Below are 16,931 nucleotides of genomic sequence, written 5' to 3'. Positions count from 1 at the left end.
ACTGGGTAAACGGTGTTTACTTCACTCGGTTGGGCTACCCCCGGCGCCGAGTGACCCAGATCGTGATCACGCCCGTCACGACGGCTTCGCCGCGCTTGTCCCGAATCGTCACCGGTACCGACAACGCGAATCCCTCATCGGTGAATTCGGGAATTTCCGGCAGTTCCGCGACCGCGCGCAGGCCGCTGCCCGCCTTCGCGACGTACTCGACGGTCATCCCCTTCGGCAGCCACCGGTGCGTCGGCGGCACGGTCGCCTCGGCGAGCATGCCCATCGCGATCTCCGCGAGGTTGCACGCCGCGATCGCGTGGAAGGTGCCGATGTGGTTGTGCACACCCCACCACTTCGGCGCGCTGACCTCGCAGCGGCCCGGCCGGATCTCCCGCACGTGCGGCAGCACGGTGCCGAAGTACGGCACACGCAGGCACATCGCGGCCGAGAACAGCCTTCGCCCACCCGGCACCCGCGAGAGCCGCTCCCACAGGCCGTATGTCGAGTTCGCCATGAACACCTCCTACTCGCGAGTAGCAAAGCAGACGGCAGGGTATGTTCGCAAACGTGGATCACCTGCTCTACCTGCTCCGGCACGGCCAGACCGAATGGTCGGTGAACGGACGGCACACCGGCCGGACCGACCTCCCGCTGACCGACGAGGGCGAGGACGAAGCGCGCGCGGCCGGGGAAACCCTGGCGAAGCTGCGGCACGGCCCCGCGCTCGTCCTGGCCAGCCCGCGCACGCGCGCGGTGAAGACCGCCGCGCTCGCCGGGCTCGATGTGGACGAGACCACCGAGCAGCTCGCCGAATGGGACTACGGCGACTACGAGGGCGTCACCACCGACCAGATCCGCGAAACGGTGCCCGGCTGGACCGTGTGGACGCACCCGATCCCCGGCGGCGAGAGCGCGCGGCAGGTGACGGCGCGCGCGGACGAAGTGCTCGCCAAGGCACGCGAAGCACTGGCGGACTCCGACGTCGTCCTCGTCGGGCACGGTCACTTCAGCCGGGTCTTGATCGCCCGCTGGCTCGGCCTGCCAGCCACCTCCGGTGTCCACTTCGGACTGTCGTCGGCCGGGGTGAGCGTGCTCGGGGACGAGCGCGGCGAACCGCGGATCGAACACCTCAACATCCCGCCGCTCTAGGAGAACCTTCGATGCCAGTAACGATCCGGCGCGTCCGCGAGTCCGATGTGGACGCCGTGGTGGGCATGGTGCACGACCTCGCCGAGTTCGAAAAGGCGCCGCAGGACTGCCACCTGACCGCGCCCCAGCTGCACACGGCGCTGTTCGGCGACTCCCCCGCGCTGTTCGGGCACATCGCCGAGGCCGGCGGCCAAGTCGTCGGCTTCACCTTGTGGTTCCTGAACTTCTCCACCTGGAACGGTGTGCACGGCATCTACCTGGAGGACCTCTACGTCCGCCAGCAGGCGCGGGGCAGCGGCGCGGGCAAGGCGCTGATGACCGAACTCGCGAAGCTGTGCGCCGAACGCGGCTACTCGCGGCTGGAGTGGTCGGTGCTGAACTGGAATCCGGCGATCGAGTTCTACCGTTCGCTCGGCGCGGTGCCGATGGACGAGTGGAGCGTGTACCGCCTCGACGGCGAACCGCTGCGCGCGCTCGCGGGCGAGGTCTAGTCCTCCGACTCGCGGCGTTCGGCGCGTCCTTCGATCCCGCCGCGGCGCGCGGCGTCCTCTTCGGACTCGCCTTCCTGCTGCCCGAGCGCCCACGCGCGCGAAGGCTGGCGGAAGAGCAGGTACACCACCAGCAACCCGGCGAGGACGGTCGGGACGCCCGGCCCCGGCTGCCCCGACGGCCCGGTCAGGTAGATCCCGGCGCCCGCGGTGATCAGCGCCACCACCACCCCGGGTGAACGCGCCCACAGCTTTCCCAGCAGCAGCCCGATACCCACGGCGACGATGCCGATCCCGAAGAGCCCGTAGAAGCCCGCTTCGGCGTAGACGTTGTTACCGGGCGCGCTCGACCGGCCGCTTTCCGCCAGCACCATGACACCCAGTACCAGCACCGCCACCCCTGGCAACAGCGTGATCGCCCCGGCGAGCCGGACTTCGCGCGGCGCGGGAGAAATCTTGTCTGCGATCGGCACGGCTTGTGGCCTTCCACCTGCGGATGCGTCGCACGGATGACCGTGCGTGAACTCGGTCGAGCCTATGCCACCCGGACGGCCGTTTTCCTCGGGCGTCCACGCGACCAAGATCTGAAGCAGTCGTCGATGAGCGGGCGGTCGGCCCGGGTGCACTTGTCACGGCGGACCGTGACGCGGGCAAAGGGCCCGCGCGTCGGACGAGACGGAGGGCAGTCCCGGCACAGCCTTCGAGAGGCGCGCTTCGAAGTCCGACGCGGCCGCGGGGCCACCCGTCCCGCGGACCGGTACCGTGACGAGCTTCGCAGTACCGGGTCCGAGGTCGGGTCTTCACTTACCCTGCGGTAGTGCGCGCAGTCCTCGTCGTGAACCCGCAGGCGACCTCGACCACCCCCGGTGGCCGGGACGTGCTGGCGCACGCTCTCGCCAGCCAGGTGAAGCTCGAAGTCGTCGAAACCGGGTACCGCGGCCACGCGCTGGCCGTGGCGAAGGCGAGCGCCCGCGAGGGCATCGACCTGGTCGTCGCGCACGGCGGCGACGGCACGGTCAACGAAGTCGTCAACGGCCTGCTCGCGGACTCCCCGCCGGTGGGCAGCATGCTCGGCGTGGTGCCGGGCGGCTCCGCGAACGTGTTCGCCCGCGCGCTCGACATCCCGCGCGATCCCGTCGAGGCCACCCACCAGCTCCTCAACGCGATCGAGACCGGCCGGAGCAGGCGTGTCGGGCTCGGCCTCGCCGACGGGCACTGGTTCACCTTCAACGCCGGGCTCGGCTGGGACGCCGACGTCGTCGCCGGGGTCGCGAAGCGGCGCGGCAAGCAGACCAGCCCGTCGCTGTACCTGCGCGCCGCGGTCGCCTGCCATCTCCGCCCGCCGCTGGGCAGGCCCGCGATGACCGTGCGGCTGCCCGGCGAGGACCCGGTCGAGGTGCGCACCGCGTTCGTGTCCAACACCGACCCGTGGAGCTACCTCGGCACCAAGCCGGTGCACCTCAACAACGGCTGCTCCTTCGACTCCGGGCTCGGGTTGTTCGCCCTCAAAGGCCTCGGACTACCCACCGTGTTCAGGCATGTACGCCAAGCGCTCACGACGAACGGCAACCAGCGCGGCAAGCGTCTTCTGCGTCACGACGACGTGCCGACTTTCTGCATAGAGGCTTCTGAACCGGTAAACTTCCAGGTGGACGGAGACCTGGTCGGCCAGCGGACCAGGGTGGAGTTCACCAGTGCGCCGGGCGCACTGTCGGTGATGTGCTGAACACCGCGGCGGAGTCCGCCGCGACTGACCACTAGCGGCAAAGACAGACCTGCCGCTCGCCGACGGAGAACATCCACTCACCGCATCGTCCTTCCTTCGCGAAGGTCGTTTCGGACAGAAACCGCAGGTCAGACGGGTCGCTCGGCCGGGTGAGCTGACTCACCGATCTTCGGAAAACCCTTGTCGAAAGCGGTGCTTCGTGAAAGCATTCACAAGCACCCCAAAAAACGACCGCCATGACGACTGTGGCGCAGAGCGCTGCGCCCCTTAGAAGGAGCTCACAGAAATGGACTGGCGCCACGACGCGGCCTGCCGAGACGAGGACCCCGAGCTGTTCTTCCCCGTGGGAACGAGCGGTCCCGCTCTGCTCCAGGTCTCCGAGGCGAAGGCCGTGTGCCACCGCTGCACCGTCGCATCCGACTGTCTCGCCTGGGCACTGGCCAGCGGACAGGATGCCGGCGTGTGGGGCGGTATGAGCGAGGACGAGCGACGCGCCCTCAAGCGCCGTCGTGCGCACATCGGCACCCGCAGCAACGCCTGATCGAGGAACCACCCCCGCAGGATCGAATTCGCCCCACCAAGCGCGCGCCCGCGTCACGTGAGGTGACATCGGCCCTGTCTGAGCGTAACAACCAAGGTGACTGTGACCTCCACCGGGTCCGACTACCTCCCGGGCCACCCGCGAACACGGGCCCGGTCATAAGGACTTCTCAAGTCCTCCCGCAGTGTTAGGGCGGCCCCTCCTGGAGGGGCCGCCCTAAAAAATGTTAGGCGGGCGAGTGCCGCATGCCCCGAAGGTGACCTTCGGGGCATTAGATTCCCCGAACGTCACTTTCGGGGCAGGTAAAAGCGTTGCCGGGTAAGGGAAAGTGTGACCGTCCTTTGAGGACGGAGCGCGTCAGAGGCGGCGGCTCAGAGGGATTCGCAGCGCGGCTTCGGTTCCGCCGCTGCGGCCCCGCAGCGAAAGCGAGCCCCGCAATTCCGATTCGACGAGCGTCCGCGCGATCTGCAGGCCGAGCCCGTCGGTCCGCTCCAGCGAAAATCCCGAAGGCAACCCGCGGCCGTTGTCCCGGATGAGCACGTCCAGCCACCGCGCCGAGCGTTCCACCTTCACTTCCACCTCACCGGAACGCCCTTGCGGGAAAGCGTGCTCCACGGCGTTCTGCACCAGTTCCGCGAGCACCATCACCAGCGGCGTGGCGATTTCGGCGACCACGATCCCGAACGACCCGGTGCGCGAGAACGTCACGTGCGATTCGGCCGTGGCGACCTCCCCGACCATCGGCAGCACGTTGTCGAGCAACTGGTCCAGGTCCACCCGCTCGTCGACGGAAACCGACAGCGCCTCGTGCACCATCGCGATCGACGACACCCGCCGCACCGACTCCCCCAGCGCCACGCGCGCTTCGTCGCTCGAAGTGCGGCGCGACTGCAACCGCAGGAGCGCGGCCACGGTCTGCAGGTTGTTCTTCACCCGGTGGTGGATCTCCCGGATGGTCGCGTCCTTCGACAGCAGCGCGCGATCGCGCCGCTTGACCTCGGTGACGTCGCGGACGAGCACCAGCGCCCCCGCCGCCTGCCCGGCGGGCCGCAGCGGGAGCGCGCGGAACAGCACGACGGCCCCGCGGCGCGAATCGGCCTCCGCGCGGCTCCCCGGCTTCCCGTCGAGCGCGTTCAGGATCCGGTGGGACACCTCGGTCGCGTCGAAGGGATCGCGGATGAGCGAGCGCGTCAGCGGCGCGAGGCGGGCGCCGACCAGATCGGACTCGTGCCCCATCCGGTGATAGGCGGACAACCCGTTCGGGCTCGCGAACACCACTGCTCCCGACGGGTCCAGCCGGACCAGGCCGTCGCCGACGCGGGGGCTGGTGTGCGCGTCGCTCTGCGAATCCTTGCTGGGGAACGTGCCGTCCACGATCATCTGGCACAGATCGCCCGCACTGCCGAGGTAGGCGATCTCCAACGGGCTCGGCACGCGGGGCGCGGCGAGGTTCGTCTCGCGGCTCAGCACGCCGATCACGGTGCCCTGGAAGCTGACGGGGATCGCTTCGCGCCGCATCGGCAGGTCCCGGTACCAGTGCGGGTCCTCCTCGCGGCAGATCCGGACCTCGCGCATCGCCTTCGCCAGCTGCGGGTGCTCGTCCACGGTGAACCGCGTGCCGACGACGTCCTCGGGATGGGCCGTCGGCGCCGTCGTCGGCCGCGCCTGCGCGACGCACACGAAGTCACCCCCGTCGGGGTACACCTCGTGGGCCACCGGCACCCACAGCAGGAAGTCCGCGAAGGACAGGTCGGCGAGCAGCTGCCATTCGGCGACCACCGTCTGCAGGTGGTCGGCCGCCTCGCCCGACAGCCCGGTGTTCTCGGCCAGCAGGTCGGACAGTGTGGACACGGATCTCCTCTGGGCTCACTCCAGTACCGCGAGCAGGTCGCCTTCCTGTACGACGTCGCCCTCGTGCACCGCGAGCCGGGTCAGCTTGCCCGCGCCCTCGGTGAGCACGGGGATCTCCATCTTCATGGATTCGAGGATCACCACCGTGTCCCCGTCACCGAGTGTCACCCCTTCGGCGGCAACGACCTTCATCACATTGGCGACGATCTCGGCCCGGATCTCTTCGGCCATGGGCGGTGTCCTCCCGCGAACGCAGTGGTGGGCGCGCCCGGCGGAGTCCCCCCGGTCACCGAACGCGGCTTTCATCCAAGCAGAGCGAGCCGCCTTCGGCCCAGCCCAGGAACCCCCTGTTCGGGGCGCGTGCGAAACTAGGGGTTCGGAGCTCGGGCGTGCCCCGAGGCGGAACCCATCGGAACATCGAGGAGCAGGCATGTCGAAGCGCGCCCGCAAGCGTCGTGACCGCAAGAAGAACGGCGCGAACCACGGCAAGAAGCCCAACGCCTGAGCAAGGCGGACGCGAAAGGCCCCGAGACCAGCGCGGTCCGGGGCCTTTACGCTGTCCAGCGCGCTATGCAGCGCCTACTCGGAGCGTTGCTCGATGGACACTTCGGTGCGTTCGATGGTGATCCCACCCCGCTCCTCGACGGTCTTCCTGATCGACGCGCGCAGGCGGCTCTTCAGGTCGTCCGGCGCGTGGTCACCGCCGCACTTGCGGGCCAGCAGCTGCTTGAGCTGCTCGTCGATGCCGTACTGCTCCAGGCACGGCGGGCAGTCCTCGATGTGCTTGCGCAGCTGCGCCTCGTGGTCGGGACCGCACTCCTTGTCCAGCAGCAGGTAGATCTCGGCGAGCGCTTCGTCGCAGCTGACCTTGCCGCTGTCCCCGCATTCGTTGCTCATCGCCCCGCCACCTCCTGCTTGGCCGCCCGGATGAACCCGCGCTCGCGCGCGACATCGGCCAGCAGGTCACGCAGCTGGGCGCGGCCACGGTGCAGGCGGGACATCACGGTCCCGATCGGGGTGTCCATGATCTCCGCGATCTCCTTGTAGGCGAAGCCCTCCACGTCGGCCAGGTACACCGCGAGCCGGAAGTCCTCCGGCAGCCGCTGCAGGGCCTGCTTGACGTCGGCGTCCGGCAGCTTGTCCATCGCCTCGACCTCGGCCGAGCGCAGCCCGCTCGAGGTGTGGTTCTCCGCCTTGGCGATCTGCCAGTCGGTGATCTCCTCGGTCGGCTGCTGCACCGGCTGGCGCTGCCGCTTCCGGTAGCCGTTGATGTAGGTGTTGGTGAGGATGCGGTACATCCACGCCTTGAGGTTGGTGCCCTCCTTGAAGGAGGCGAACGCCGAATAGGCCTTCAGGTAGGTCTCCTGGACCAGGTCCTCGGCGTCGGCCGGGTTGCGGGTCATCCGCATGGCGGCCGAGTAGAGCTGGTCGAGCAGTGGCATGGCGTCGCGCTCGAAGCGTTCGGTCCGCGCCTGCTCGGAGCCCGATTCGGGCACCGCCGGATTCTGCGTGCTCGGCAAACCGTTCCCTTCCCCGTCCTCGTCGATGCGCGGCCGCGCATATGACTGCACCGAGGATACGCGGGAGGGTGCGCGCCGGCCCGCCGCGGCGGCGGGCGCCTGGCGCTGGGGATGGATGGCGGGGGTGGCTAGCGTCGTCTGCACACCGGTGTCAACCAGGCGGCGCGCGGCGGCATTCCCCTCCCGATTCGTAGACTCCCTCACATGGCTGGAAAGGGCACCCCGGCGACCGCGCAGCTCGCCAAGCAGAAGGTGCCGCACACGCTGCACGCCTACGACCACGACCCGCGCGCCGAGTCCTACGGCACCGAGGCTGTGGACGCGCTCGGGCTCGACCCCGCCCGCGTGTTCAAGACCCTCGTCGCCGAGGCCGACGGCGAGCTGACCGTCGGCGTGGTCCCGGTCACCGGCCAGCTCGACCTGAAGGCGCTCGCCGCCGCCGTCGGCAAGAAGAAGGCGAAAATGGCCGACGCCGCGGCCGCCCAGCGCGCCACCGGATACGTGCTCGGCGGCATCTCGCCGCTCGGCCACCGCTCGAAACTACCCGTCGTGATCGACTCCTCGGCCGAGCGGTTCGACACCGTGCACTGCTCGGCGGGGCGCCGCGGCCTCGAAGTCGAGCTGGCTCCCGCGGACCTGATCCGGCTGACCGGCGGGATCGTGTTCCCCATCGCCCGCTGAAGCGCCTCCACCGTTTTACTGAGATTTCGGCTGAGCCGGTCACCCGTGCGCGACGCGCTGTTACGTTCAGCCCGGGGGAGGTTGGGGAAAAACTAACCTGGGAGGAAACGTGAAAAAGATACTTGTCGGGATCGCCGTGGGCGCGTTCGTCGCGGTGTCGAGCGCCGGGGTCGCCGAGGCCACCCCGTCCGCCGCACCCGCGTTCGTACCGCCGAAGGCAGCCGACTGCAACACCGGCGGCACCGGCTACGCGCCGCCCGGCGGCGGCTGGGGCGACGTGTCGCAGGGCATCTGCGCCGCCGGCGGCTCGCCCGGCACCACCATGAAGTACAGCTACACCTCGCGGTCCGACGCGAGCCCGATCCACGCCACCGGCAAGCACTACACGAACATCGAGGGCCCCAACCCCGGCCCCGAGGCCTGGACGGAGTTCGGCTTCGGGACCAGCGGGACCAGCAACCCGATGCCGTGGGGGAACGCGATGGCCTACAAGGCGATGCGGTTCCAGTCGGTCAACGTCCTCGGCGCGATCGTCGACTGGTCGTGATGCGAGCCCGTCGCTGGATCCCGGCGCTCTTCGCGCTCGCCGTTCTCGGCGCCTGCGGAACGCAGGCGGCACCCGGGTCCGCCGCGGTCGAACAGACCGTGCGCGACTACATCGCCCTGCGCAACGGCGGCGAACTGCGGGGACTGCTCGGCAAGTCGTGCGGTGACCTGTACACCTCGACGAGCAATCTGCTCGCGCAGAGCCCGGACCAGCGGCGGGTGACCGTCGCGTCGATGCGAGACCACCCCGTCGACGTCGAATCCGTCGTCGTCGACAACTCGGGTGACCACGTGTTCAGCACCACGATGACCGGTTCCGCGCAAACCCCCACCGGCCGCCAAACCGCCAGCCAGCACGTGGAAGTCCGCCAGTACAAAGACGGCTACCGCGTTTGCACGATGCAGCCGTAGCCGAGGCGGCTGGGTGCAGTTCGCGGGCTAAACGTCGCGGGCGGCGACTCAGGCGAGCGGCCTTAACACTCGTTCCAGCCATTCGGAGGCGGCTCGGGCCACGCCGTCCAGATCGGCGTCCAGCGCGTGGGTGCCGGGCAGCATCACCAGCTCGTGGTGCGGGCCTGCCGACGGCCTGCCGAACGGGTCGGACTCGCCCTGGATGACCAGCACCGGCACCTCGACGGCGTCCAGTTCCTCCTGCCGCGACTTTTCCGGCTTGCCCGGCGGGTGCTCGGGGAAAGCCAGGCACAGCACGGCGACCGCCTGCCCCGCCGAGGCCGTGCGGCACGCGACCCTGGCGCCGGAGGACCGGCCGCCGAACACCGTCGGCAGGCCGTCGAACCGGCCTGCCAGCTCGTCGGCCACCGCCAGCCACGCCGCGTCGAGCTGCTTCGCCGGCGCGGGCGCACGCCGTCCCGCGACGCGGTAGGGCTGCTCGACCAGCGCCACGTGCACATCGACGGCCTGCGCCGCGCGCGTGACGGCCACGAGGTCCTTCGCGCCGACACCGCCGCCCGCGCCGTGCCCGAGCATCAGCACCGCGCTGCCCTCGTCGGCGCAGTGCAGTTCGACGCGGGCGAGCCCGTGCGGGGTGTCGACCTCGACGCGGGTCATGACGCCGGGAGGTCGAACAATGCCCCGTCGTCCAGCTGCTTCGCCGCGGGGTCGACCCGCTCGATCAGCTGCTCCCCGTTGTTGCGGACGCTGTTGACCTTCGAGGACACCGGCCGCAGTTCGATGCTGTCGACCAGGTCCAGCGAGGGCGTGAGCAGGTCGCCGACCTCCTCGGCGTCCGGGTCGAGCCAGGCCTGCCAGGTGCTTTTCGGCATCATCAGCGGCATCCGGTGGTGCACCTCGGTGAGCTTGCCGACGGCGTCGGTGGTGAGCACCGAGAACGTGATGAGCGGCGGCGCGCCCTCCTCCGCCTTGGGATCGCGCCAGCTCTCCCAGATCCCGGCGAACGCCAGCGACCGGTCGCCGGGACCGGTCATGTAGAAGGGCTGCTTCTCCTTGCCGTCGCGGCGCCATTCGAACCAGCCGTCGGCGGGAACCAGGCACCGGCGCTTCGCGAGCGCCTTGCGGAACGCGGGCTTTTCGGTGGCCGTCTCGGCGCGGGTGTTGATCATCTTGTTGCCCACCGCGGCGTCCTTGGCCCAGAACGGGACCAGGCCCCAGCGCATCATCCGGAGGCTGCGGACCGCGGGTTCGTCGCCGAGCACCTTGCCGTCCTCGTCACGCGGATGCCGCTGAACCACGGTGACGACGTTCTTCGTCGGCGCCACGTTGTAGTCGGCGCCGCGCGCCTTGCCCTCCGTGGTGTCGATCGCGTCGAACTCCCCGGTCAGCTTGGCCGGGTCCTTCGTGGCGGCGTAGCGCCCGCACATCGCCCAACCCCTTTCCTGCGCGTGGGTACTCATCGTGACACGGCTGCCGCACCGGCGGCGACCGGCATGAGGGATCATCGATGCTGGCAGAACGCGAGCGGAAGGGCGTGGCGGGTTGGCGGGCAGGGACTGGCGCAAGCTGGACGAGTCCGACGTCCACGTGCGCCCCGGCCGCGGCACCAGGCCACGCAGCAAACGGCGCCCCGAGCACGCCGACGCCGCGTCCGCGCTGGTCATCGGCGTGGACCGGGGGCGGTGGACGTGCGCGCTCGACCGCGACCCCGCGCACGTGGTCACCGCGATGCGGGCGCGCGAGCTCGGCCGGACCCCGATCGTGGTCGGCGACACCGTCGGCATCGTCGGCGACACCAGCGGCAAGCCGGACACCCTCGCCAGGATCGTCCGCGTCGACGAGCGGACCAGCGTGCTCCGCCGCACCGCGGACGACACGGACCCGTACGAGCGGATCGTCGTCGCCAACGCCGAGCAGTTGCTGATCGTCACCGCGCTCGCCGACCCGCTACCGCGCACCGGGTTCATCGACCGCTGCCTCGTCGCGTGTTTCGCGGGCGGGCTGCGGCCCGTGCTGTGCCTGACGAAAGCCGATCTCGCGAGTCCCGACGAGCTGCTCGCCAGTTACGCGGACCTCGACGTGCCCGCGATCGTCACCCGGCACGACCAGCCCGATCTCGACGCGGTCACCGAACGCCTGACCGGCCACGTGTCCGCGCTCGTCGGCCACTCCGGTGTCGGCAAGTCGACTTTGGTGAACCGGCTGGTCCCGGACGCCGATCTGGCCACCGGCGTGGTCAGCGCGGTCGGCAAGGGCAGGCACACGTCGGTCGCGGCCGTCGCGCTGCCGCTGCCGACCGGCGGCTGGGTGGTGGACACCCCCGGCGTCCGCTCGTTCGGCCTCGCGCACGTGACGGCCGACGACATCGTGCTGTCCTTCGAGGAATTCGCCGAGCCCGCCGAGGAATGCCCGTCCGGATGCGGCCACCTCGGGCCGCCCGAGGACCCGGACTGCATGCTCGACACCGCGGTCGCCGATGGCGCCGCGAGCGCGAGCAGGCTCGAATCGCTGCGCAGGCTCCTCGCGTCGCGTTCCGGGCACGCCGAGCTGTGAAGTTGCCCGAATTGAAGGGTGCCGGGGCGCATGCGACGCTAGTCTTTGCCCGACTCGCAACCGGCTCGCACCGGAACGGGTCCAGGTACGGGGGAAACCGAAGTCAACGAAGGAAGTAGGGCATTTCGATGCGGAAGACAGCACTCGCGGCCGGCGGTTTCGCGCTGGTCATCGCGCTGAGCGCCTGTGGTGGCAAAGAGGGGGGCCAGGCCAGTGCGCCGGCGGCGGGTGGTGACGCTTCCGGTCTGTTCGGCAACGCGCAGGAACTGGTGCAGGCGGCTTCCGCCAAGACGGGCGAGAAGAAGACGTCCAAGTTCTCCATGGAGACCTCGGCCATGGGCGCGCAGATGACCATGAAGGGCGAGGGTCGCTACGACGGCGACAACACCGCCATGTCGATGACGATGAACGGCCCCACCGGTGAGATGGAGATGCGGTTCATCGACAAGACCATGTACATGAAGATGCCCCAGGGCGGCGACCCGGCCGCGGCGGCGATGACCGGCGGCAAGCCGTGGATCAAGATCGGCGCCGGTGGCAACGACGTCTTCTCGAAGATGCTCGGCGGCAGCTTCGACCAGATGGCGAAGCAGAGCGACCCGTCCAAGACCCTGGACCAGGTCCAGAAGGCCGGCAAGATCGACAAGAGCGAGAAGACCCAGCTCGACGGCCAGGAGGCCACGCACTACTCGATCACGCTGGACATGGCCAAGATGGCCGACTCGGCGCCCGGTGGACTGCCCAAGGAGGCCACCGCCGGGATGACCGGCACCGTCCCGATGGAGCTGTGGCTCAACAACGACCAGCTCCCGCTGCAGATCGAGATGGACATGTCGAACGTGCTCAAGGCCGCGGCCGAGAAGGCCAAGAAGCCGGAGATGGCCAACGCGGGCGGCAAGATGACCATGAAGTACACGGACTGGGGCGGCGAAGTGAACGTGCAGGCCCCGCCCGCGGACCAGGTGGGCGAGTTCAAGATGCCGGAGATCCCGAACATGCCTCAGCCGACGCGCTGAGTGAGCGTTCGGAGACGCCCCGCCGAGCTTCGGCGGGGCGTCTTCCGCGTTCCAGGGCTCTTTCCGGCACCGGGCCGCGTCGACACCCAACCGTGACCGACCGGAGTGCAACGTTTGCCCGCCATGCGGCGTATAGACCCCAGCGAGACCTCATCGGAAGGTCGCGCATTCCCGCGCACGGCGCGAGAAGGGGGATTCGGATGCGTAAGACGATTCTTGCGGCAGGGGGCGCCGCGCTGATCGCGGTGCTGACCGCCTGCGGGCAGGCGCCGGCGCCCGCACCCGGCCCGGCTCCCGCACCGGCGGAGAAGCAGGCCCAGGGGTTGTTCACCGACGCCAAGGCGCTGGTGCAGGCCGCATCGGCCAAGGCGGCACAGGTCGCGTCGGCGAAGTTCACGATGGACATGACCGCGGCCGGTCAGAAGATCACCGGCTCCGGCGCGATGAAGTTCGCCGATGGCCAGAACTCCGGCACCATGACCATGTCGGTGCTCGGGCAGAGCATGGAAATGCGCGTGATCGACAACAGCACGATCTACGTGAAGCTGCCGCCCGAGGCGCTCAAGAAGCTCAAGACCAAGAAGCCGTGGGCGAAGGTCGACGAGACCGCCATGAAGTCCATGCTCGGCGAAGGCAACCAGGCCAACCAGAGCGATCCGCGCAAGACCCTCGAAGTCGTCCAGGAATCGGGCACCATCACCAAGGGCGTGCCGGAGAAGCTCGACGGGCAGGACACCTTCCACTACTCCGTCGAGCTGGATCCGGCGAAGATGGAAAAGCAGTTCCCCGGCGGGCAGAGCGCCGCGGAGTTCGCGAAGATCAAGGACAAGATCGGCAAGATCCCGATGGAGCTGTGGCTCAACGGCGACCAGCTGCCGGTCAAGATCACCATGGACCTCGGCGAGACCGTGAAGGCCGGTGCGCTGGCCGCGGGCGCGACCCCCGAGCAGCTCAGCTCCATCGACATCGGCGGCCTGATGACCATCAGGTACAGCGACTGGGGCACCGCGGACGTCGCCGTGCAGGCACCACCCGCGGATGAGGTCGGCGAACTGCCGAAGCGCTGACGATTCCCGCGAGGGCCGTTTCCCGTTCACTCGGGAAACGGCCCCGTTTCGCGGCGGACAAGCTCACCCTCGCCGGGTCACATCTCCTCGATGGCGATCCAGGTGTCCAGATCGTCCATTCGGGACAGGCGCTCGTGCAAGACGCCGGCGTGGAGCCAATCGCGGATCGGTGCGGCCGGGTCCTCGGAGAGCCACCACAGATCCGGCTCGTGGCCGCGGGCGAGCGACTCGGCCCAGTACCGGGCCAGTCGAGCGAGACCGGCATCCGCGGCACCGCCGGTCAGCGTGTCCAGGTAGCTCAGCCACGGTGTCAGGTCGTGGTCCACGTGGGCGGCGGCGCAGACCAGTTCCGCCACGACGCTCCCGTGCCTGCCACCGGTGACGGCGCGCGCCAGCGTCGCGCGCAGCGCCTCGCGCACCGCGGTCCGCTCCACCTCGGGCCAGGTGGAGAAGCGGGCGAAGGCCAAGCCGCGCAGCATGAGCACGTCCGGTGACGCCTCCAGCAAACCGAGGATCCTCGGCGCCAGGCCACGCCACACCAGGCTGTAGTGCTCCTCCGCGAAGTGGTCGATGACCTCGGTCGCGAAGCGCACGACGAGGCCGTCCGGTGCTTGCGCGGGATCCCTGGCGAGCAGAGCCAGTTCCGATCGCGTGTAGCAGTACGTGCAGCCGTCCACCGCGCCCGCGCGCGGCACTCCGGCGAACACCTCACCGAGCTCCATGCCCACACGCTACAAGCCCGCACCAACCGAATTGCCACCCCGAACGCTGACCGTCACTTCATGTGCGGGTAGCCGATTTCCGTTGGCGCGTCGAAGGTTTCCTTGATCGACCGCGGGCTCACCCAGCGCTGCAGGTTGAACATCGACCCCGCCTTGTCGTTCGTGCCCGAAGCACGCGAGCCGCCGAACGGCTGCTGCCCGACGATCGACCCGGTCGGCTTGTCGTTGACGTAGAAGTTGCCCGCGGTGTACCGCAGCGCGCGGTGCGCCTGCTGCACCGCGACCCGGTCGTCGGCGAACACCGCGCCGGTCAGCGCGTACGGCGAAGACTCGTCGACGACCTTCAGGATCCGTTCGTAGTCGGCGTCTTCGTAGACGTGCACGGCGAGGATCGGGCCGAAGTACTCGGTGGCGAACACCTCGTGCGCGGGATCTTCGGACACCAGCACGGTCGGTTCGACGAAGTAGCCGACCGAATCGTCGCACTGCCCGCCCACCAGCACCTCCAGCGCCGAGTCACCATCCACACTGGACAGTAGGCGCTGGTGTTTCGCGAAGGCGCGGGCGTCGATCACCGCACCGCCGAACAGCGAAAGATCCGAGACGTCGCCGTACTTCACGGTCCTGGTGAGATCGGCGAGCTGTTCGCGCACTCCACCGTCCCAAAGGGACCGTGGCACGTACGCGCGCGAAGCGGCCGAGCATTTCTGGCCCTGGTACTCGAAAGCACCGCGGACGAGCGCGGGCACGAGCTTGTCGGCGCGCGCGGACGGGTGCGCCACGACGAAGTCCTTCCCGCCGGTCTCCCCGACGATCCGGGGGTAGGCGCGGTAGGTGTCGAGGTTGTCCGCGATCCGGCGCCACAACAGCTTGAACGTCGCGGTGGACCCGGTGAAGTGCAGCCCGGCGAACCCGGGATCGGCGAGCGCGACGTCGCTGACGGCGTGCCCGTCGCCGGTCACCAGGTTGATCACGCCCGGCGGCAGGCCCGCTTCTTCGAACGCCCGCATCGTGTAGTGCGCGGCGAGCTGCTGCGTCGGCGTCGGCTTCCACACCACCGTGTTGCCGAGCAGCGCGGGCGCCGACGGCAGGTTGCCCGCGATCGCGGTGAAGTTGAACGGGGTGATCGCCACGACGAACCCGTCGAGCGGGCGGTACTCCATCCTGTTCCAGGTGCCCGGCACCGAGTTCGGCTGCTCGGCGAGGATGCGGCGCGCGTAGTGCGCGTTGAAGCGCAGGAAGTCGATCAGCTCGCAGGCCGCGTCGATCTCGGCCTGCTGCACCGATTTCGACTGCCCCAGCATCGTCGCCGCGTTGATGGTGTCGCGGTAGGGGCCCGCGATCAGGTCGGCGGCGCGCAGGAAGACCGCCGCCCGCTCGTCGAACGGCAGCTCGCTCCACCCGGGGGCCGCGCGTTTCGCCGCGCCGACGGCCTTCGCGACGTCCTCCGGGGTCGCCTGCGCCGACACCCCGATCTCGTTCGCGTGGGCGTGCGGCATGACCACGGAGAACCGCTCGCCGCCGGCGAGGCTGTGCTCGCCGTCGATCGCCTGGGTCAGCTCCGGCTGTTCGGCGGCCAGCTCCGCGATCCGCTTCCGCAGGGATTCTCGCTGGTCAGAGCCGGGCGCGTAGGTACGCACTGGTTCGTTCACCGGGGTGGGAACAGAGGTCACGGCATCCATGTCCCCATCGTGGCACGAGCGCGGGATCGCCGCCGAACCGTGACATTCGTACTGGAAACGCGGTGTGCCCGTTTCGGTATTAACCAGGCGGAGAGCGGCGATTCACGCCGTTGCACAGTGAGGAATCAGATGCGCAAGACAGCGCTGTTCGTCGGCGGCGTCGCCATGACCGTGGCACTCGGCGCCTGCGGCAACCCCGCCGCGCCGGACCCTGGCCTGCAGAAGGCTTTCACCGATGCCAAAAGCCTCGGCGAAGCCAGTTCCGCCGCCATCGCCAAGGGGCAGTCGGTCAAGTTCAGCTTCGAGGTGACCGGCGACCCCAAGAACACGGGCAAGGGCCACGGCGAGAGCCGTACGGCCGAGACCGATCCGGCGACTTCGGTGGTCCTGGAAGGGGGCGACGCGGCGGCCGAGTTCCGCCTCTTCACCCAGGCGATCTACATGAGGCTTCCGGAACAGGGCCGGACGCCCGGCATGGCCAAGCCGTGGGCCAAGTTCGCGCTCGACGACTCCAGCTCACCCGCCGCGCTGTTCACCCCGATGTTCAAGCAGCTCGCCGACAACACCACCCCGGCGAAGATCATCGAGCGGCTGCGCGACGCCGGCACCGTGACGGGCAGCGACCAGGCCCAGCTCGACGGCACCGCGACCACGCACTACAAGCTCGAACTCGACGGCGCCAAGGTCCTCGACAAGCAGATCGCGACCATGCCGGAGCAGCTGCGCGCCGCCTACACCGACGAAGCGAAGAAGCGGATCCAGGCGCTGAACCTGAAGCTGCCGATGGAGCTGTGGCTGGACAGCGAGCAGCGGCCGGTCAAGCTGTTCATGGACGCCGGTGACGCGCTCGAGAAGGCCGCCAAGCAGCACAACGTCCCCGCCGACGGCCCGAAGCCCATGATCACCGTCCGCTACACCGACTGGGGCGGCCCGGTGGACATCACCCCGCCCGCACCGGACCAGGTCGCCGAACTCCCGAAGAGCTAG

General features: G+C 69.4%; 22 protein-coding genes. 12 read left to right on the top strand and 10 right to left on the bottom strand.

All coding sequences use genetic code 11. The annotated features are described in order from the left end of the window. Nucleotides 1-34: 34 nt before the first annotated feature. Nucleotides 35-505, bottom strand: coding sequence for a hotdog fold domain-containing protein (locus HUW46_RS28825; RefSeq protein WP_215541919.1), 471 nt, complete (start codon nt 503-505; stop codon nt 35-37). Between the two features lie 53 nt (nt 506-558). Between HUW46_RS28825 and HUW46_RS28820 the strand changes: the two genes are divergently transcribed. Next, entirely contained in the window at nt 559-1,140 is a 582-nt protein-coding gene (locus HUW46_RS28820; RefSeq protein WP_215550177.1) for an acid phosphatase, read from the top strand. 11 nt (nt 1,141-1,151) lie between these two features. After that, on the top strand, nt 1,152-1,631 hold the full coding sequence (locus tag HUW46_RS28815; protein ID WP_215541918.1) for a GNAT family N-acetyltransferase: 480 nt from the start codon (nt 1,152-1,154) through the stop codon (nt 1,629-1,631). Here HUW46_RS28815 and HUW46_RS28810 read toward each other — a convergent pair. Beyond that, nucleotides 1,628-2,101, bottom strand: a complete 474-nt coding sequence (locus HUW46_RS28810; protein ID WP_215541917.1) for a hypothetical protein — start codon at nt 2,099-2,101, stop codon at nt 1,628-1,630. The genes HUW46_RS28815 and HUW46_RS28810 overlap by 4 nt on opposite strands. 344 nt (nt 2,102-2,445) lie before the next feature. Here HUW46_RS28810 and HUW46_RS28805 point away from each other — a divergent pair, with 344 nt between their 5' ends. Together HUW46_RS28805 and HUW46_RS28800 are read left to right on the top strand one after the other, a co-directional pair. After that, nucleotides 2,446-3,354: a diacylglycerol/lipid kinase family protein gene (locus tag HUW46_RS28805; protein ID WP_215541916.1), complete on the top strand. Its 909-nt coding sequence runs from the start codon at nt 2,446-2,448 to the stop codon at nt 3,352-3,354. A 286-nt stretch (nt 3,355-3,640) separates the two neighbouring features. Next, on the top strand, nt 3,641-3,895 hold the full coding sequence (locus HUW46_RS28800) for a WhiB family transcriptional regulator (RefSeq protein WP_215541915.1): 255 nt from the start codon (nt 3,641-3,643) through the stop codon (nt 3,893-3,895). A 357-nt stretch (nt 3,896-4,252) separates the two neighbouring features. Here HUW46_RS28800 and HUW46_RS28795 read toward each other — a convergent pair whose 3' ends face one another. Both HUW46_RS28795 and HUW46_RS28790 read right to left on the bottom strand, forming a co-directional pair. Beyond that, on the bottom strand, nt 4,253-5,746 hold the full coding sequence (locus HUW46_RS28795; protein ID WP_215541914.1) for a sensor histidine kinase: 1,494 nt from the start codon (nt 5,744-5,746) through the stop codon (nt 4,253-4,255). Nucleotides 5,747-5,761: 15 nt separating this feature from the next. Then, a complete protein-coding gene (locus tag HUW46_RS28790; protein ID WP_215541913.1) occupies nt 5,762-5,977 on the bottom strand; it encodes a biotin/lipoyl-binding carrier protein in 216 nt (71 codons plus the stop codon). A gap of 199 nt (nt 5,978-6,176) precedes the next feature. On the opposite strand from HUW46_RS28790, the gene HUW46_RS49090 reads away from it, so the two are divergent. Next, nucleotides 6,177-6,251: a 50S ribosomal protein bL37 gene (locus tag HUW46_RS49090; protein WP_098515123.1), complete on the top strand. Its 75-nt coding sequence runs from the start codon at nt 6,177-6,179 to the stop codon at nt 6,249-6,251. Nucleotides 6,252-6,325: 74 nt separating this feature from the next. Here HUW46_RS49090 and rsrA read toward each other — a convergent pair whose 3' ends face one another. Next, on the bottom strand, nt 6,326-6,643 hold the full coding sequence (gene rsrA, locus HUW46_RS28785) for a mycothiol system anti-sigma-R factor (protein WP_215541912.1): 318 nt from the start codon (nt 6,641-6,643) through the stop codon (nt 6,326-6,328). Then, the gene (locus HUW46_RS28780; protein ID WP_215550176.1) at nt 6,640-7,266 is read right to left on the bottom strand and encodes a sigma-70 family RNA polymerase sigma factor; all 627 of its coding nucleotides are present in this window, start codon (nt 7,264-7,266) and stop codon (nt 6,640-6,642) included. The genes rsrA and HUW46_RS28780 overlap by 4 nt, the downstream gene beginning before the upstream one ends. Nucleotides 7,267-7,470: 204 nt before the next feature. Between HUW46_RS28780 and ybaK the strand changes: the two genes are divergently transcribed. The 3 genes from ybaK to HUW46_RS28765 all read left to right on the top strand — a co-directional run bounded on the left by ybaK (nt 7,471) and on the right by HUW46_RS28765 (nt 8,904). Further along, entirely contained in the window at nt 7,471-7,947 is a 477-nt protein-coding gene (ybaK, locus tag HUW46_RS28775; RefSeq protein ID WP_215541911.1) for a Cys-tRNA(Pro) deacylase, read from the top strand. Between the two features lie 109 nt (nt 7,948-8,056). Next, complete coding sequence (locus tag HUW46_RS28770; RefSeq protein ID WP_215541910.1) at nt 8,057-8,494, top strand: hypothetical protein; 438 nt, start codon at nt 8,057-8,059, stop codon at nt 8,492-8,494. Continuing rightward, nucleotides 8,494-8,904, top strand: a complete 411-nt coding sequence (locus HUW46_RS28765; protein WP_215541909.1) for a hypothetical protein — start codon at nt 8,494-8,496, stop codon at nt 8,902-8,904. Before HUW46_RS28770 ends, HUW46_RS28765 begins: the two co-directional genes overlap by 1 nt. Nucleotides 8,905-8,952: 48 nt before the next feature. On the opposite strand, the gene HUW46_RS28760 is transcribed toward HUW46_RS28765, so the two are convergent. Together HUW46_RS28760 and HUW46_RS28755 are read right to left on the bottom strand one after the other, a co-directional pair. Beyond that, entirely contained in the window at nt 8,953-9,561 is a 609-nt protein-coding gene (locus tag HUW46_RS28760) for an alpha/beta hydrolase family protein (RefSeq protein WP_215541908.1), read from the bottom strand. Beyond that, the gene (locus tag HUW46_RS28755; RefSeq protein ID WP_215541907.1) at nt 9,558-10,331 is read right to left on the bottom strand and encodes an SOS response-associated peptidase; all 774 of its coding nucleotides are present in this window, start codon (nt 10,329-10,331) and stop codon (nt 9,558-9,560) included. The genes HUW46_RS28760 and HUW46_RS28755 overlap by 4 nt, the downstream gene beginning before the upstream one ends. Nucleotides 10,332-10,446: 115 nt before the next feature. Here HUW46_RS28755 and rsgA point away from each other — a divergent pair, with 115 nt between their 5' ends. From rsgA to HUW46_RS28740, 3 genes are all read left to right on the top strand, one after another. Then, nucleotides 10,447-11,457, top strand: a complete 1,011-nt coding sequence (gene rsgA / locus HUW46_RS28750; protein WP_215541906.1) for a ribosome small subunit-dependent GTPase A — start codon at nt 10,447-10,449, stop codon at nt 11,455-11,457. 128 nt (nt 11,458-11,585) lie between these two features. After that, nucleotides 11,586-12,473 carry a hypothetical protein gene (locus HUW46_RS28745; protein WP_215541905.1) on the top strand — a complete coding sequence of 296 codons (888 nt, stop codon included), beginning with the start codon at nt 11,586-11,588 and terminating at the stop codon, nt 12,471-12,473. A gap of 200 nt (nt 12,474-12,673) precedes the next feature. Next, the gene (locus tag HUW46_RS28740) at nt 12,674-13,540 is read left to right on the top strand and encodes a hypothetical protein (protein ID WP_215541904.1); all 867 of its coding nucleotides are present in this window, start codon (nt 12,674-12,676) and stop codon (nt 13,538-13,540) included. Between the two features lie 77 nt (nt 13,541-13,617). On the opposite strand, the gene HUW46_RS28735 is transcribed toward HUW46_RS28740, so the two are convergent. Both HUW46_RS28735 and pruA read right to left on the bottom strand, forming a co-directional pair. Then, the gene (locus tag HUW46_RS28735; protein WP_215541903.1) at nt 13,618-14,262 is read right to left on the bottom strand and encodes a hypothetical protein; all 645 of its coding nucleotides are present in this window, start codon (nt 14,260-14,262) and stop codon (nt 13,618-13,620) included. A gap of 53 nt (nt 14,263-14,315) precedes the next feature. Beyond that, a complete protein-coding gene (pruA, locus tag HUW46_RS28730; protein ID WP_215541902.1) occupies nt 14,316-15,944 on the bottom strand; it encodes an L-glutamate gamma-semialdehyde dehydrogenase in 1,629 nt (542 codons plus the stop codon). A gap of 129 nt (nt 15,945-16,073) precedes the next feature. Between pruA and HUW46_RS28725 the strand changes: the two genes are divergently transcribed. Beyond that, nucleotides 16,074-16,931, top strand: coding sequence for a hypothetical protein (locus HUW46_RS28725; protein WP_215541901.1), 858 nt, complete (start codon nt 16,074-16,076; stop codon nt 16,929-16,931).

It is taken from the genome of Amycolatopsis sp. CA-230715 (assembly GCF_018736145.1).
In the GTDB taxonomy this organism is placed as follows: Bacteria; Actinomycetota; Actinomycetes; order Mycobacteriales; family Pseudonocardiaceae; genus Amycolatopsis.
The sequence above is the reverse complement of the archived record's forward strand: the minus strand, read 5'-3'. Positions and strand labels throughout refer to the sequence as shown.